At 68.6% G+C, this 15,750-nt stretch carries 12 protein-coding genes; 3 read left to right on the top strand and 9 right to left on the bottom strand.

Going from position 1 to position 15,750, the window contains the following annotated elements; genetic code table 11:
• Positions 1 to 65: 65 nt before the first annotated feature.
• From metE to aceA, 3 genes are all read right to left on the bottom strand, one after another.
• Positions 66 to 2,390, bottom strand: a complete 2,325-nt coding sequence (metE, locus tag ACFTS5_RS22190; protein ID WP_378633998.1) for a 5-methyltetrahydropteroyltriglutamate--homocysteine S-methyltransferase — start codon at positions 2,388 to 2,390, stop codon at positions 66 to 68.
• A 190-nt stretch (positions 2,391 to 2,580) separates the two neighbouring features.
• On the bottom strand, positions 2,581 to 3,453 hold the full coding sequence (locus ACFTS5_RS22185) for a 3-hydroxybutyryl-CoA dehydrogenase (RefSeq protein WP_266293923.1): 873 nt from the start codon (positions 3,451 to 3,453) through the stop codon (positions 2,581 to 2,583).
• A 162-nt stretch (positions 3,454 to 3,615) separates the two neighbouring features.
• A complete protein-coding gene (aceA, locus tag ACFTS5_RS22180; protein WP_067450000.1) occupies positions 3,616 to 4,905 on the bottom strand; it encodes an isocitrate lyase in 1,290 nt (429 codons plus the stop codon).
• Between the two features lie 496 nt (positions 4,906 to 5,401).
• Here aceA and ACFTS5_RS22175 point away from each other — a divergent pair, with 496 nt between their 5' ends.
• Together ACFTS5_RS22175 and ACFTS5_RS22170 are read left to right on the top strand one after the other, a co-directional pair.
• On the top strand, positions 5,402 to 6,544 hold the full coding sequence (locus ACFTS5_RS22175) for an alpha/beta hydrolase family protein (protein WP_378633994.1): 1,143 nt from the start codon (positions 5,402 to 5,404) through the stop codon (positions 6,542 to 6,544).
• A 77-nt stretch (positions 6,545 to 6,621) separates the two neighbouring features.
• Positions 6,622 to 6,912, top strand: a complete 291-nt coding sequence (locus tag ACFTS5_RS22170; protein WP_378633992.1) for a hypothetical protein — start codon at positions 6,622 to 6,624, stop codon at positions 6,910 to 6,912.
• A gap of 43 nt (positions 6,913 to 6,955) precedes the next feature.
• Here the strand turns inward: ACFTS5_RS22170 and puuE are convergent, their stop codons facing one another.
• From puuE to ACFTS5_RS22145, 5 genes are read right to left on the bottom strand one after another with little or no spacing between them, the layout of a single operon-like run.
• A complete protein-coding gene (gene puuE, locus ACFTS5_RS22165; protein ID WP_378633989.1) occupies positions 6,956 to 7,870 on the bottom strand; it encodes an allantoinase PuuE in 915 nt (304 codons plus the stop codon).
• A complete protein-coding gene (gene alc, locus ACFTS5_RS22160; RefSeq protein ID WP_378633986.1) occupies positions 7,867 to 8,844 on the bottom strand; it encodes an allantoicase in 978 nt (325 codons plus the stop codon). The genes puuE and alc overlap by 4 nt, the downstream gene beginning before the upstream one ends.
• Positions 8,845 to 8,903: 59 nt before the next feature.
• Positions 8,904 to 10,127 (bottom strand): DUF6986 family protein, encoded by a 1,224-nt coding sequence (locus ACFTS5_RS22155; protein ID WP_378633983.1) that lies wholly within the window; start codon positions 10,125 to 10,127, stop codon positions 8,904 to 8,906.
• Positions 10,124 to 13,315, bottom strand: coding sequence for a molybdopterin-dependent oxidoreductase (locus ACFTS5_RS22150; RefSeq protein WP_378633980.1), 3,192 nt, complete (start codon positions 13,313 to 13,315; stop codon positions 10,124 to 10,126). Before ACFTS5_RS22150 ends, ACFTS5_RS22155 begins: the two co-directional genes overlap by 4 nt.
• Positions 13,312 to 14,259 (bottom strand): NADP-dependent oxidoreductase, encoded by a 948-nt coding sequence (locus ACFTS5_RS22145; protein ID WP_378633977.1) that lies wholly within the window; start codon positions 14,257 to 14,259, stop codon positions 13,312 to 13,314. Before ACFTS5_RS22145 ends, ACFTS5_RS22150 begins: the two co-directional genes overlap by 4 nt.
• A gap of 101 nt (positions 14,260 to 14,360) precedes the next feature.
• Here ACFTS5_RS22145 and ACFTS5_RS22140 point away from each other — a divergent pair, with 101 nt between their 5' ends.
• Positions 14,361 to 14,759 (top strand): winged helix-turn-helix transcriptional regulator, encoded by a 399-nt coding sequence (locus tag ACFTS5_RS22140; protein ID WP_378633974.1) that lies wholly within the window; start codon positions 14,361 to 14,363, stop codon positions 14,757 to 14,759.
• 2 nt (positions 14,760 to 14,761) lie between these two features.
• Here ACFTS5_RS22140 and ACFTS5_RS22135 read toward each other — a convergent pair whose 3' ends face one another.
• Positions 14,762 to 15,607 carry an FAD binding domain-containing protein gene (locus tag ACFTS5_RS22135; protein ID WP_378634484.1) on the bottom strand — a complete coding sequence of 282 codons (846 nt, stop codon included), beginning with the start codon at positions 15,605 to 15,607 and terminating at the stop codon, positions 14,762 to 14,764.
• Positions 15,608 to 15,750: the final 143 nt, after the last annotated feature.

Here is a 15,750-nt window from a genome sequence, read left to right as displayed (position 1 = left end):
CGTAGGGACCATCCGGCAACAAAAAGGGCGCACCGGAATCCGGTGCGCCCTTTTGGTTTGTTCGCTTACTCCTCGGTCGCGGCGGCCGCCTGCGCGGCCAATGCGCGGCGGCGGACCCGGCGGGCCGCGGCCACCATGTTGCGCAACGACGGCTCCAGCTGCCAGTAGTGGCGGGTCTTGAGGCCGCCGTCGGGGTTGGCCCACAACCGTTGCGGGGTCACGGCATTCGCGGCCTGGGTGAGCAGTTCGTCGAACTCGTCGATATCGGGGATGCGGGCCGAGCGGCTCTCGTACACGCCGGGGCCGACACCGTGGGTGAGGCCGTGGCCGGAGGAGAGATCCTCGGTGAGCGCCTCGATGACCCATTCGATCGAGCGGGTCGCCACGATCGCGGTGACGTCGGCGTCGAGCTGGTCGATCGCGTCGACCACCTCGGTGCGGCCGGAATAGCCGATGTGCGTGTGGATCTGGGTGTCGGGGCGCACGCCGGAGGTGGCCAGCTTGAACGCGCCGACCGCCCAGCGCAGGTACTCCTCACGGCCGTGCGGGCGGGCGGGGAGCAGCTCACGGATGGCGGGTTCGTCGACCTGGATGATCGCGATCCCGGCCTTCTCCAGGTCGACCACTTCGTCGCGGATGGCGAGCGCCACCTGGTCGGCCGTCTCGTAGAGCGGCTGATCCTGGCGGACGAACGAACGTGCCAGCATCGTGACCGGCCCGGTCACCATGCCCTTCACCGGCTTGTCGGTCAGCGACTGCGCGTAGGTGGTCCACTCCACCGACATCGGTGCGGGCCGTGCCACATCGCCGTAGACGATCGGCGGTCGCACACAGCGCGAGCCGTACACCTGCACCCAGCCGAAGCGGGTGGTGGCGAAACCGTCGAGCTGCTCGGCGAAGAACTGGATCATGTCGTTGCGTTCGTGCTCACCGTGCACGAACACGTCGAGGCCGATGTCTTCCTGGAGCCGGATCGTGGCCTCGATCTCGGCCTCGACCTGCTTGCGGTAGTCGTCGTCGGACAGCCGGCCCGAGGCCACCTCGTGGCGGGCCTGGCGCAGCTTGCCGCTCTGCGGGAACGAACCGAGCGTGGTGGCGGGCACCAGCGGCAGGTTCAGCCGCTCCTGCTGCGCGGCCGCGCGCACGTCGTAGGGCGCGCGTTCGCGCATCTCGGGCGTCACCGCGTACACCCGCTGGCGCACCGCGTGCTTCTGCTTGAAGTGCACCTCGGTGGGCCGCTTGCGCCAGTTCTCCGACGGGCCCTCGGTGAGCGCCTTGGCGAGCGAGACGACCTCGCCCACCTTCTGTTTCGCGAAGGCGAGCCGGTCGGCGACGTTGCCTTCGATGTCGTACTCGGCGAGCACGTCGTAGGGCACGTGCAGCAGCGTGGTGCCGGTCGACACCACCAGGTCCGGGCACACCTCGGCGATCGCGTTGAGGTAGCTCAGCGTGACGAAACGGTCGGCCCGCCACACGTTCTGGCCACTGATGACACCCGCGTAGATCCGCTTGCGCCTGATCCCCGGGATCGCCGCCAGTTCCTCCGGCTGCATCCGGTAGGAGGCCAGGTCCAGTCCGATGGCCTCGACATTGCTCGCGGCCAGAATCCGCAGCGCCTCACCGAAGTCGCCGTACTGCCCGGTGACCAGGATGCGCGGACGCAGCGGCGCCTTCGCCAGCTGGTTGTAGGCCTTCTCGAACACGGCGAGCTCGGCGGGAGTGCGCTCGCCGGTGAAGCAGGGCTCGTCGAGCTGCACGCAGGTCGACCCGCGCTTGGCGAGGATCTCGAACAGCTCTTCGTAGAACGGCAGCAGCTGATCGAGCAGACTCAACGTGTCGAACTCGGCCTCGCCCGGCACATGCCCGGCCTTCGACAGCAGCAGCAACGACACCGGTCCGAGGACCACCGGGCGCAGCTCGATCCCGCGTTCGGCCGCCCGGTCCCACTCGTCGAGCAGGGCCTCGGGATGCAGCGAGAACGTGGTGTCGGCGTCGAGTTCGGGCTGACGGTAGTGGTAGTTGGTGCCGAAGAAACGCACCAGCTCGAGCGGCGGGGTGTCCGGGTTGCCGCGCGCCATCAGGAAGTAGAAGTCGAGCGGGTCGAGCCCGTCGGCGAACTCCTTGAAGCGCGAGGGCACCGCACCGAACAGCAGCGCGTTGTCGAGGATGTGATCGTAGAAGGAGAAGGTGTTGCCCGGCACCTGCGTGAGTCCGGTCGCGGCCAGTTCGTTGAACTGACGCTCCTGGATATCGCGACCTACCTGGCGCAGTTCCTCGCGCTCCATCGATCCGCGCCAGTACGACTCGAGCGCACGCTTGAGCTCTCGGTGCGGACCGATCCTCGGGTATCCGAGAACGCTCGACCCGAATCCATCGGTGACGTTGACCATGACCGCCGATACTCCCTTTCGATCACACGCTGCGCTCGACATAGCTCCGGATGCGCGAGCGCGTCCGGCAACAGCAGCTTAGGCCGCGAGAGCGACCCTTCGCCGTTCCCCCTGCAAACACCCCGGAAAAGGCCGAAGGCCACCGGCATCGCGTCTCAGCTGATGTCGGTGGCCTCCGGCGAGCAAACTTCTACTTGCCGTACTGGTAGAACCCGGCTCCGGTCTTCTTACCGAGCAGCCCGGCTTCGACCATGCGCATCAGCAGCGGCGGGGCGGAGTACAGCGGCTCCTTGAACTCGGAGTACATCGAGTCCGCGATGGACTTCACGGTGTCGAGGCCGACGAGGTCGGTCAGCGCCAGCGGGCCCATCGGGTGGGCACAGCCGAGCACCATCGCCTTGTCGACGTCGTCCTTGGTGGCGAAGCCCGACTCGACCATCCGGATGGCCGAGAGCAGGTACGGCACCAGCAGCGCGTTGACGACGAAACCGGAGCGGTCCGCCGAGCGCACGATCTGCTTGCCCAGGATCTCGGCGGCGAACTGCTCGGCGCGCTTGGCGACCGGCTCGCTGGTCTTGAGCGTGGTGACCAGCTCGACCAGCGGCAGCACCGGCACCGGGTTGAAGAAGTGCAGACCGACCACGCGCTCGGGGTTCGCGGTGGCGACGGCGATCTTCATGATCGGGATCGAGGAGGTGTTGGAGGCGAGCACGGCGTTGGGGTCGGTGACGACCTTGTCCAGCTCGCTGAAGATGGCCGTCTTGACCTCTTCGTTCTCGACAACGGCCTCGACCACCAGCTGACGGTCGGCGAAGTCGCTGAGATCGGAGGTGAAGCGCAGCCGCCAGGCCGCCTGCTCCCGCTCGCGCTCGGTGATCTTGCCGCTGCTCACGCCACGGTCCAGCGAACGCAGGATCCGGGCGCGGCCCGCGGCGGCGAGTTCACGGGTCGTCTCGTAGACGAGGACGTCGACGTGCGCGCGTGCGCACACCTCCGCGATGCCGGCGCCCATCTGTCCGGCGCCGATGATGCCAACGCGCTGAATCTTCTCGCTGCTGCTCACGTCCCGCTCCTGCTGTGTGTCTGGCTGTGGGGTGGCTGGGGAGGTCATAGCGACCAAAGTATAGGGATGCCCTCCCACGCCAGGGCTGTATGGCGTGGGAGGGCGTACACCCCTACCGGAGTAGAGGAAAGGTGTTGCCGGTCAAAGCAACCCCGAGGGGGATCAGTGGAACTGACCCTCTTCGGTGGAGCCCTTCAGGGCGGCGGTCGACGTGTTGGGGTCGACGGTGGTGGCGATGGTGTCGAAGTAGCCGGCACCGACCTCACGCTGGTGCTTGATGGCGGTGAAGCCACGCTCGGCAGCGGCCTTGAACTCGCGCTCCTGCAGGTCGACGAACGCGGTCATGCCCTCGCGAGCGTAGCCGTGCGCCAGGTCGAACATGCCGTAGTTGAGCGAGTGGAAGCCCGCCAGGGTGATGAACTGGAACTTGAAGCCCATCGCGCCGAGCTCACGCTGGAACTTCGCGATGGTCGCGTCGTCCAGGTGCGCCTTCCAGTTGAACGAAGGCGAGCAGTTGTAGGCCAGCAGCTGGTCCGGGAACTCGCTGCGAACCGACTCGGCGAACTTGCGCGCGACCTCGAGATCCGGGATACCGGTCTCCATCCAGATGAGGTCGGCGAAGGGGGCGTAGGCCTTGGCACGCGCGATGCAGGGCTCGATGCCGTTCTTCACACCGAAGAAGCCCTCGGCGGTACGGGTGCCGTCCAGGAACTCACGGTCGCGCTCGTCCACATCGGAGGTGATGAGGGTGGCGGCCTCGGCGTCGGTGCGGGCGATGATCACCGAAGGCACGTCGGCGACATCAGCAGCGAGCCGGGCAGACGTCAGAGTGCGGATGTGCTGCTGGGTGGGGATCAGCACCTTGCCACCGAGGTGGCCGCACTTCTTCTCCGAAGCCAGCTGGTCTTCCCAGTGCACACCGGCGGCGCCGGCCACGATCATGGCCTTCTGCAGCTCGTAGGCGTTCAGGGCGCCACCGAAGCCGGCCTCGGCGTCGGCCACGATCGGGGCCAGCCAGTTCTTGACCGACTCGTCACCCTCGACCTTGGAGATCTCGTCGGCGCGCGACAGGGCGTTGTTGATGCGACGCACGACCGCGGGAACCGAGTTCGCCGGGTACAGCGACTGGTCCGGGTAGGTGTGGCCGGACAGGTTGGCGTCACCGGCGACCTGCCAACCGGACAGGTAGATGGCCTTCAGGCCGGCGCGAACCTGCTGCACGGCCTGGTTGCCGGTGAGGGCGCCCAGCGAGTTGATGTAGTCCTCGTTGTTCACGAGGTCCCACAGGATCTCCGAACCGCGACGGGCGAGGGTGTGCTCCTCGACGACGTTGCCCTGCAGCTTGGAAACCTGCTCGGCGGAGTAGGTGCGGGTCAGGCCCTTCCAACGCGGGTTGGTGTCCCAATCCTGCTGGATTTCCGCTGCGGTCTTCGGGGTGCCGGGGAGAGACATCTCTTGACTCCACTTCCTCGTGTGGTCGGTGCTCCACGCAGTCGGCGTGCGAATCAACCGGTGGCTGAACGCTTTCGGTTGCACATCTCGTACTGCTGGAGCAATTTGCAGGCTTGCTAGGACTTACTAGGGCCCAAGGGGTGTACTTCCAAACAATGGCACACCCAGAAATGGCCGTCTACCTGTTGGTTGTGTGAATCTCAGCTAGTTTTGCCGACGCGTTTGCTAACTTTGCGAAATTAGCGGGCTGATTGCAAGGACTCCGCCTACCAGCGAGTAGCGCTGACCTGGAGTTTTAGCATAACGCTTGTACTGTTAGCGATCATCAGGTGGGCGCACGCCGACACTCCCGAGCCTGGCAGTCTGTGAGTCGTTTCACACACCACGCCGGACACGAATGATGTGCGTGTCGTCACTCGATTCGGTCACGACGCGGGTATCGATCCGCATCGCCCCGGAAGTGGACACTCATCCACCGAGGCGAAAGAGTGGGCCCATGAGGATTCCGAGGATCACGGCGGCAACGCTGACCGTGTTGGCGGCGGCGCTGAGCCTGGCGCCGGTGGCGAGCGCGCAACCGACCGAGGCGGCAGGCACCGTCGTCGGCGTCGAGTCACTGTCCCCCGCGGCCACCCTGCCCGGATCGGCCCGCGCCGAACGCCTGCTCTACCGCTCGACCACCGCGGGCGACCAGCCGACCACCACCAGCGCGGCCGTGTACTTCCCCGCGGGCGAAGCGCCGCAGGGCGGCTGGCCGGTGATCGCGTGGGCACACGGCACCGTCGGACTCGGCGACGACTGCGCCTACAGCGTGGCCGGGCCCGCCGCGGTCGAGCGGGACTGGGCCTACCTCGGCACCTGGTTGCAGCAGGGCTACGCGATCGTGGCCGCCGACTACGCGGGCCTCGGCGGACCCGGCGAACATCCCTATCTGAACGGCATCGCCGAAGCGCACAACGTGGTCGACGGTGTCAAGGCCGCGACCGAGCAGTACGCGTCGTTGTCGAACAAGTGGGCCGTGGTCGGCCAGTCCCAGGGCGGCGGCGCCGCGGTGTTCACCGCTCGCTACGCCACCGAATTCGGCGGCCCCGACCTGGACTACCGCGGCGCGGTGGGCACCGGCGTGCCCGCTTACATCGAGGACGTCATCGGGCTCATCGGCCCCGGCGTGCCCCCGATCGCCCTCAGCTCGCACCTCACCGCGTACGTCCTGTACATCCTCAGCGGCCTGCGCACCACCTACCCCGACCTGAACATCGACGGCCTGCTCACCGACACCGGCCGTTCCTGGCTCGCCCGCGCCCAAACCGGCTGCATCGGCCCACTGGGCGACGAGCTGGCCGCCGCGAAGCCCTCGGTCGGCAGCATGTTCGCCCGCCCACTGTCGTCGATCCCCGACGTCCACGGCCTGCTCGCGCGCTATATGGGCCTGCCCGAATCCGGCTTCGACCGCCCGCTCTTCCTGGGCCAGGGCCTGCGGGACACCGACGTGGTCACCCCCGAAACCCTCCGCTACGCCGCGGTCCTCCAGGCCAACGGCCAGCCCGTCACCTTCCACACCTATCCCACCGACCACGACGGCACCGTCAACGCCTCCCTGGTCGATTCCCTCCCCTTCGTCAGCGCGATGTTCGCCTGACCCCGAGCACGACAACGGCCCCGCGCTACGCCGAGTAGCTTGGGGCCGTTGCGGTTTCGATACGTAGAGTCGCCGGAGTGAGAATTATTCGATCCGCCGCCCTGGCCGCTTTCGTGCTGCTGCTCGCACCGGCTTTCGCGCACGCCGACCCGCCGCCGCCGATCTTCACCCCGGAAGAGCAGTGCGAGACCACGCGCACCCTGGTCGACAACGTCCGCGCCGCGAAACCGGATGCGACACCGGAGGAGATCGCGGACACGTTCGTCGACTACATGGACTCCATGGGCGCCTACAACCGCGTTCCGCAGGCCAAGGAATCCGATCGCCAGATCACGCTGAGCAATATCGAACGCTGCGGTCTGGCCTAGCCACCGAGCCGACGTCGGCCCCGTACGGGGTCGACGTCTCGCGTCAGTCGCCCAGCAGGCGGACGCCCGCCGGATGCACCTTGCGCCAGTGTTCGGCGATGTCGATGCGGCGGGTTATCCACACCCGATCGTGGGATTGAACGTGGTCGAGGAACCGTTCCAGTGCCGCGGTGCGGGCGGGACGGCCCGCGATCCGGCAGTGCAGGCCCACGGAAAGCATTTTCGGGGTGTCCTCGGCCCCTTCGCGGTAGAGGACGTCGAAGGCGTCGCGCAGGTGGGCGTAGAACTCCTCGCCGTTGGCGAAGCCCGCCGCGGAGGCGAAGCGCATGTCGTTGGTGTCGAGGGTGTAGGGAACCACCAGGTGGTTCTGGCCGCGCACCTCGGTCCAGTAGGGCAAATCGTCGGCGTAGGAGTCGGAGTCGTAGACGAAACCGCCGTGTTCGACGACCAATTCGCGGGTGTTCGGGGAGTCGCGGCCGGTGTACCAGCCGAGTGGAGCGGAGCCGGTGAGCTCGGTGAGGATGCGGATCGCCTCGGCCATATCGGCACGTTCGATATCGCGATCGATCAGCTGGTAGGACTTCCATTGCAAGCCGTGGCAGGCGATTTCGTGGCCCAGTTCGGAAAAGGCCGCCACCGCTTCGGGATTGCGCTGCATGGCGCGCGCCACCGCGAAGACGGTGAGCGGCAGGTCACGCCGCTCGAAGGCGCGCAGCACCCGCCACAACCCGGCGCGCGAACCGTATTCGTAGAGCGATTCCATGCTCATGTGCCGGTTCGGGAAGGCATCGGCGGGCGTCATCTCGGACAGGAAGGTCTCCGAATGCGGCGAACCGTCGAGGACGTTGTTCTCGCCGCCCTCTTCATAATTCAGCACGAACTGCACGGCGATCTGCGCGTCGTCGGGCCATTGCGGGTCTGGCGGATTCGGCCCGTACCCGACGAAATCACGACTCATGCGGAGAGCTCCCCGTAGAGGCGCAGCCGCGCGAGCCCGCCGTCGGGATAGATGTCGAGGCGCACCTCCACGACGGAGGCGGCCGCGGGCTGTAGCACGAACCGGTGGCGGGTATCGGGCAGCAGGTCGGTGCGCGGCAGGAGCTCGACTTCGGTTCCGTCACTGGTGAATCCGGTGAGCGATGCCGCGCCGGGGCTGTTGCCGAGGAAGCAGGAGGTGTCGATCTCGGCCAGCCGGATCGCCCCTGGTCCGGCGAGTTGGATTCGTACCCAGTCGTTTCCGTCGTCGCGGCGGCGCGCCGTCTCCCAACCGTCGCCCATTTCCCTGGCCAGGCCGGGGTAGAGCAGCTGGTTGGGCGAGCTGTAGAACCGGTTGGAGCAGTCGAGCACGAGGGCGCCGTTCTCCAGCGCGGCGAGATCGAGTGGGCCGAGGCCGAGCAGCGCGGGATCGGGGCGGCCTTCGCCGTGCACGCGCAGGCGGGCGACGCCGCCGTCCGGATGCATGGTGAGTTTCACATGGGTCCAGCGGTTCTCGTCGTCGATGGCGAACGGATTGCGGCTGTCACCACCGACCTTCACGCGGTCGAGCAGGGTCACCCAGTCGGTGCGGGCGGCGATCTCCTCGGCAGGCGGGTAGCCCTCGATCGCCAGCGCCGACAGCGATACCTCGGGCGGGAAGTTGCCCTTGAACCAGGCCGTGTCGACCACGACGCCACGGATCACGCCGGGCACGCCGAGGCGCACGACGGCCGAATCGTCGCCGGGCTTGCCGCGGTGCCTGCGGGTCTCCCAGCCGTCGTAGACCTGGCCCTTGTGGCCGAATGTCGCCGGCTGGTACTCCGACGGAGCCGGGCTGACCAGGTTCTCCTTCTCCGCGAAGAATTCGTCGTTCGCCCAGATCACGGAACCGCCGAGGGTGCGGACGGCCAGATCAGGGAGCAGGGTGAAATCGTCGCTGCCGGTGAATCGGCTCACGGGTGCCTCCTGGGGTCGGGTGCCATATTACTGGTATACCGCTATTCGTGGGGGTTTCGTCACGTCGAGCGCACCCGTCGAGCGGCGAGATCGAGCAGAACCTCGCCGGTCAGGCCCGGCGCGTCGGCGAGCAGTTCGGCCTCGGTGAACGCACCGGCACGCAGGCCGCGCAGCACCGTGCTCGCCAGGGCTTCGGCGGTCGCGGGCTCGTCCATGACACCCCCGCCACGCCGGTCCAGGTAGGCGATCAGGCGCGGCACCGCCACCTCGCACGCGGCGCGGAAGAAGTCGTAGGTGGCGAGCCAGCGGGTGACCAGGTGACCGGGGTGCATGTCCCAGCCCTGGTAGTAGCCGCGGCGCAGGGCCCGATCGACCAGGCGGTGGTGGTTGGCCAAGGCGGCTTCGGGATCGGCGTCGGGGACGATCTGGGTGGAGCCGTCGCAGATCCACACCCCCGTCTGCGCGGCGGCGACCTGCATCACCGATTTGGCGTAGTCGGCGGCGGGATGGTCGAGGGCCTGATCGGTGGCCGCGATGCCGCAGGCGGCGGTGTAGTCGTAGGTACCGAAATGCAGTGCGCTACAGCGTCCGTCGGCCAGGTGGATCATTTTGACGATGGGCGCGGTGCCATCGGGCGCGATGATCGCCTGCGGGCTCTCGATCTGGAGCTCGAAACGCAGCGACCGTTCGGGCAGGCCGTGGCCGCGCTCGAGTCCGGTGCACAGGTCGACGATCGCCGACACCTGTTCCGCGGCGCGGATCTTGGGCACCGTGAACACGAATCCGGGCAGTGCGCCACCCGCCCCGTCGAGGACGAGTTCGAGAGTGCGCAATGCGCGCCGGCGTTCGTTCGCGGCCAGACCTTTCGTCCGCACACCGAACGAGACCGGTGCGCCGGGCTTGTCGGCCCACGCCGCCAGCGCCTCGCCCGCCGCCTTCGCCGCCGCGTCCTCTTCGTCATCGGCCCGGAACCCGTAACCGTCCTCGAAGTCGATGCGCATGTCCTGCACCGGCCGGTCCGTGAGTTGACGGCGCACGGCCGGGAGCGAACCGGTGACATCGAGACCGACGAGGAAGTCGGCGTGGCGATGCAGCAGCTCCAAGGCGGTGGCGCCCCACTCGGCCGGCGTCTGCGCGGTGGCGCGGTCGGCCGGCACGTAGGCGGTGTGCACGGGCTGGACCCGGTCACCGGCTCCTGGGTAGCGCACGCGCAGTTCGGCGTCGACGGAGTCGAGCACCGAGTCGATGCGGGCTCGAATATGTTCGGGCAGGCGAGTATTCACCCGGCGGTTCCTTCCTTGACGGCCCGCCACACACGATCGGCGGTCATCGGTAGTCGGTAAGGGCGGACACCGACGGCGTCGCGGATCGCGTTCGCCAGGGCGGGGGCCACCGGGTTGTAGGGGGACTCACTCATCGATTTGGCACCCAGCGGGCCCAGTTCGTCACTGGTTTCGGCGAAATACACCTCGGTGCGGGGCAGATCGGCGAACTGCGGAATGTGATAGTGGCGCAGCGTCCGGGTGGTCACCACGCCGGCCTCGGATCGCATGTCCTCGTAGAGCGCGGTCCCGATCGCCTGGGCGACGCCGCCTTCCACCTGTCCACGCAGCTGCACGGGGTTCACCACCGTGCCCGCGTCGGCGACCTGGACCGACTGCAATATCCGTACCGCACCGGTCGAGGGCCGGACCGCCACCCGGAACGCGTGGACATTGAAGCTCACCGAGCGCGGGGTGCCCGCGTGGGTGCCGTGGGCGACGAGCTCGCCGTCGGCGAGCAGTCGCGCCGCGGTGATCAGTTCGTCGCCGCAGCGCACGCCGCCCGCTTCGAGCAGACAGTCGCGTTCGGGGTGACCGCTCACCTTCGCCGCCCTGGCCAGCAGCATCGCGTGCAGTTCGAGCGCCGCCGCGTAGGAGGCTTTGCCCGCGACCATGGTGCCGGTGGAGCCGAACGCGCCGGTGTCGTGGCCGACCACGTCGGTGTCGGACTGGCGGATCACGATTCGCTCGGCGGCGGTGGCCAGTGCCGTCGCCGCGAGCTGGGCATGAACGGTTGTGGTGCCGTTGCCGAATTCCGCGGTGCCGACACCGATTTCGTAGCGGCCGTCGGGCAGCAGGGTCGCCGTGGCATCGGCATGATGTCCGCGCGGGGGCACGGTCGCGATCATCGCCACCGCCATGCCCTCCCCCACCTGCCAATCCGGTCCGGGCGCGGCGACACCGTTGCCGCGAAGGAGCGCCCGCTGGGCGGTGTCGAGGCACTCGTCGAGGCCGTAACTGCCGAAAGTCAGGTCGGACTCGTCGATTTCGGCGGCGGTGAACCGGTCGCCCGGGATCACCACATTGCGGCGGCGGAATTCGAAGGGGTCGACGCCGAGCGCGCGGGCCAGTTCGTCGATCGCCGATTCGACGCCGAAGATCACCTGGCCGAGTCCGTAGCCCCGGAACGCGCCGGAGGGAACGTTGTTGGTGTACACCGCTTGTGCGTCGACCCGCTTGTTCGGGCAGCGGTAGACGGCTACCGATTCGCCGACGGAATGGAACATCACGCCCGCGCTGTGGTTGCCGTAGGCGCCCGCGTCGGCGAGGACGTCCACCGAGAGCGCGGTCAGGATGCCCGCCGCGTCGGCGGCCGCGGTGACCGCGACCCGCATCGGATGACGGCACGTGGCCGAGGTGAATTCGTCGGTGCGGGTGAACTCGTACTGCACGGCATGCCCGGTGCGGAGCACGGCCAGGGCGATCAGGTCCTCGGCCAGCATTTCCTGCTTCGCCCCGAAGCCGCCACCGACGCGAGTCGCGAACACCCGCACACGGTCTCGATCCAGCCCGAACAGGTGGCACAGTTCGTCGCGTACCAGGAACGGCACCTGGGTGCTCGAGCGAACGACGAGCCTGCCCGCGTCGTCGAGCCAGCCGATCCCACCATGGGTCTCCAGGTGCACGTGCTGCACGCGCGGCGAATTCCACACGCCGCTGACCACTTTCGCGGCCTGCTCGATACCGGCCTCGACATCACCGACACCACCGTGGATCTCGGCGATCAGATTGCGTCGCGCATCGGCGATCCGTGCCGAGTCCGGCTTGTCGGCATGCAGTAACGGCGCGCCATCGGCCATCGCTGCCTCGGGCTCGAATACCGCGGGCAGCACCTCGTATTCCACGTGCAGCGCTCGCACCCCCGCACGTGCGGCGTCCAGGGTCTCCCCCACCACCGCGGCTACCCGCTGCCCCGCGAACCGGACCGTGCTGTCGAGCACGAAGGTGTCGTCCGGATCGTCCTCGCGCAGCTCGTGACGAGCCGTGGAGAACGCGGTCCGCGGTCCATCCACATGTGTCAACACCGTGTGCACACCCGGCACCGCCCGCGCCGCGGCCACGTCGATGGAGACGATCCGCGCATGCGCGTGTGGACTGGCCAGCACAGCCAGATGCCACGGAGCCACCGGCGGCATCTGCTCCCCGGCCCCCGGCACCACGTCCATCGTGAACGCCTCCCCACCCTGGACGATCCGCGCTCCCGCCGGCGCCCCCACCCCGTCCCCGATCTGCCCCGGCCGATACTTTCGCCGCATCACCCCACCGACCCGCGCCGCCACGACCGATACGGCAGACGCCCCGACGTCCGGCCCCTGCGCCGCCGATACCGTGGTGACCTCGTCGGCCGACCGGCCGCCTGTCACGTAGGACTCGACACCGGGTCCCTCCGCGACGACCGACCCCGTCAGGTCGTCACCGGGGCGCGCGCCCTCTGATCTGGCCGCCCTCGCCGTGTCATCGAACGGTCGCTGCTTCGCGCGTTCGGCCGGGCCCTCGGTCACCGACTCGCCATCGGCCGATTCATCCGCATTCGGGTCCGTGTCAGCGCCCGTGGTGGTTGTTGTCGAGAGGTCGTCGATAATCAGCCTGCCATCGCTTGCCGCGTCTGCGTCGATCACGTAATCCGCATCGCCACGCGACTGCCCCGCGCGGGGCGCCTCGGAAGTTGTGCACAGTGATGCACAGGGTGTGGCCAGCGCATCGGCGATGGCTCGGTAACCCGTGCAGCGGCACAGGTTTCCCTTCAGCAGTTCGGCGTGTTCCGCGTCGGTGGTTGCCTGCACAGCCGAGTTGTCCACAGCTGTGCCGGGACGAGCGGCGGCCAGACCCGATGCCGTGACCACCATTCCGGCGGTGCAGAAACCACATTGGAACCCGGCGTGCTCGACGAAGCTGCGCTGCACCGGGTTCGGTCCGTCCGCGTCGCCGAGTCCGGCGGCGGTCGTCACCGCGCGGTCGGCGGCGCGGTGTGCCGGGATCAGGCAGGAGTGGACGGGTTCGCCGTCGAGCAACACCGAGCAGGCGCCGCAGTCGCCGGAGTCACAGCCCTTCTTGACCGCGAGCTCGCCGTGTTCGCGGAGCAGCGTGCGCAGGCACTGGCCGGGCCGCGCGGTCACTTCGACCGCGCGGCCGTCGATATCGAGCCTCATGAACCACCTCCGTGTTCCGTGGTCAGCACGATGCGGCCGCGCAGGCCGCCTCGGGCCAGTCGGGTGTGCGCATCGGCGGCTTGCTCGAGCGGCAGGGTGGCGGCCACGCGCAGGGCGAGGTCGTAGCCGGCGAGCGTGGCGAGGGCCGCGCCGTCGGCACTGATCCAGGCGTGGTGGACGCGAATGCCGCGCAACGGAGTCGGGTCGGCGCCACCGACGACGGTGACGAACGACCCCCGGTTGCGCACTGCGGCAAGCGCTCTGGCGCTCAGGCCCGCCGTGTCCAGGACGGCATCCACACCACCGGGCACCAGCGCACGGACCGCCTCGGCCAGGTCTGGCTTCTCACGCGGCACTACCCACTCCGCACCGAGCCCGTGCACGAAGCCGGCGTCCTCGGGGCCGACCTGCGCGATCACCCTGAGCCCACGCCACCGCGCGGCGATCTCGACCGCGAAACCGCCGACCGCGCCTGCCGCGCCGGTCACCAGCACACTGTCGCCTTCGTCGAGATCGAGCAGATCGAGCGCCTGAAAGGCGGTGAGCCCGTTCAGCGGGAGCGTCGCGGCCTCCGCCGCCGAGCGGCCGACGGGAGCCGCTGCCACCGCCGACGCGTCGAGCACGAGGTAGTCCGCGTAGCTGCCCAGCGACCGGTCGAGCAGATCACGAAGCCCGATCACGGGCTGCCCCACCGCGAAACCGGGCACCCCGGCGCCGACCTCGTCGATCTCGCCCGCCACGTCCCAGCCGATCCCGGTCACCGGTCGGGGCGCCATCAGACCGGCGTCGACCAGCGCACCCGCCCTGGTCACCGCGTCGACCGGGTTCACCGCGGCCGCCGACACCCGGATCCGTACCTGACCTGGCCCCGGCGCGGGCACCGGCACCTCGACGAGTTCGAGTGCTTCCGGTCCGCCGAAGGTATGGACGACAACTGCGCGCATGATGATCTCTCTCTTCCGTAGGTACTGACCGAACCTAGGGAGAGCTACTCTCTATCGGGAAGTACGCACTGCGAAGTGCGTACCGCACGCGAGGGAGAGCGATGAGTACGCGGACCGCCGCCGAGCGCCGCGCCGAGGCGGGCGCGGCCTACAACGCCTACGTGGCCGAATGCCCGGCGCGCCAGCTGCTGGACCGGATCGGCGACAAGTGGGTGAGTCTGGCGATCAACGCGCTGGCCGACGGTTCGCTGCGCTACAGCGAACTGAACCAGCGGCTGGCGGGGGTGAGCCAGAAGATGCTCACCCAGACCCTGCGCAATCTCGAACGCGACGGCCTGGTCACCCGCACCGTACTGCCCGAGGTGCCGGTCCGCGTCGAGTACCGGCTGACTCCGCTCGGCGAGGACCTGCTGCCGGTGATGCGCACCATCAAGGGCTGGGCCGAGCAGCACATGGATCGGGTGCTCGCCGCCCGCGCCGCCTACGACGCCACGCGCTGAACTCACGACGCCTCCCGGAGTTCGGCGGCCACCTCTGCGGCGAGCAACCCGGTCACGTGCTCACGCCAGTCCGGCGCACCGTGTGGATCGTCGAACCACACGTCGGGATCGATGTCGGCCAGCGCGTCGTTCAGCTCGGATGGCGAAGGGACGGAATCGAAGTCGAGAACGATCGGGCGAACGGTCGCCGCGGTGACGGTGATCGCGCACCGGCCGTCGGCCGCACGCCTGCCCATCACCACCGACCCGGAACGCCCGAGCGGAGCCAAGGCCACCTTGCGAAAGCTGGTGCGCGCCAGCAGGCTCGCGGTGGGAACGACGAACGAGCGCACGACCGCACCCGCTCCCAGCAGGTTCTCCCCCGGCCCGGTGACGAAGTCGCGCAGAGGGATTCGTCGCTCGCCACCGCCGCGCGGCCAGATCACCACGGTCGCGTCCAACGCGACGAGCGCGCCGAGAACCGCGCCGGCGGGCAGTGACAGACATACGTTCCCGCCGACCGTCGCTGTGCGCCAGATCTTGTGCGAGGCCAGCAGCGCCCGGCAGGACTGCGCGAACAGCGCCGTGCCCGGCCACTCCGGTCGCATGATCGAGGTGCCGAGTTCCCGGCCGGGACGGGCACCGGCGAACTCCGCCAGTGTGCAGGTCGCGGCGATCTCCAGCCCCGGTGCGGTTTCGGTCAGCGGCGCCCAGCCGAGGGTGGTGATGTCGACGAGCGTGTCGAGGTGATCGTGCGGTTCGGAGAACAGGAAAGTACCGCCCGCCAGTACCGCGCTGCCCGCTCCGATCTGCGCCAGATCGGCGCGTTCGCGGGCGAGAACAATCTCGGAAACAGTGTCCAGATCCACGTTCACCTCGCTAACCTCACCGGCCACAGTAGGGGCCGGGAGTTGCCACGATGTTGCACGAAACCCGCGCCAGATTGCGCCGCGGTTAACCCGGTGTACGCCATCCAGTGTGCGCCGATCCGGGCAAAACCGCAGATCAGCAC

Source organism: Nocardia sp. NPDC056952, assembly GCF_042674185.1.
In the GTDB taxonomy this organism is placed as follows: domain Bacteria; phylum Actinomycetota; class Actinomycetes; order Mycobacteriales; family Mycobacteriaceae; genus Nocardia.
This window is presented reverse-complemented; position numbering and strand designations above follow the sequence as displayed.

Coding starts and splice junctions, on each gene's coding strand:
- aceA (WP_067450000.1), bottom strand. CDS start 4,905: ATGTCTCTCCCCGGCACCCCGAAGACCGCAGCGGAAATCCAGCAGGAT.
- ACFTS5_RS22140 (WP_378633974.1), top strand. CDS start 14,361: ATGAGTACGCGGACCGCCGCCGAGCGCCGCGCCGAGGCGGGCGCGGCC.
- ACFTS5_RS22145 (WP_378633977.1), bottom strand. CDS start 14,259: ATGCGCGCAGTTGTCGTCCATACCTTCGGCGGACCGGAAGCACTCGAA.
- metE (WP_378633998.1), bottom strand. CDS start 2,390: ATGGTCAACGTCACCGATGGATTCGGGTCGAGCGTTCTCGGATACCCG.
- puuE (WP_378633989.1), bottom strand. CDS start 7,870: ATGAGTCGTGATTTCGTCGGGTACGGGCCGAATCCGCCAGACCCGCAA.
- ACFTS5_RS22175 (WP_378633994.1), top strand. CDS start 5,402: ATGAGGATTCCGAGGATCACGGCGGCAACGCTGACCGTGTTGGCGGCG.
- ACFTS5_RS22150 (WP_378633980.1), bottom strand. CDS start 13,315: ATGAGGCTCGATATCGACGGCCGCGCGGTCGAAGTGACCGCGCGGCCC.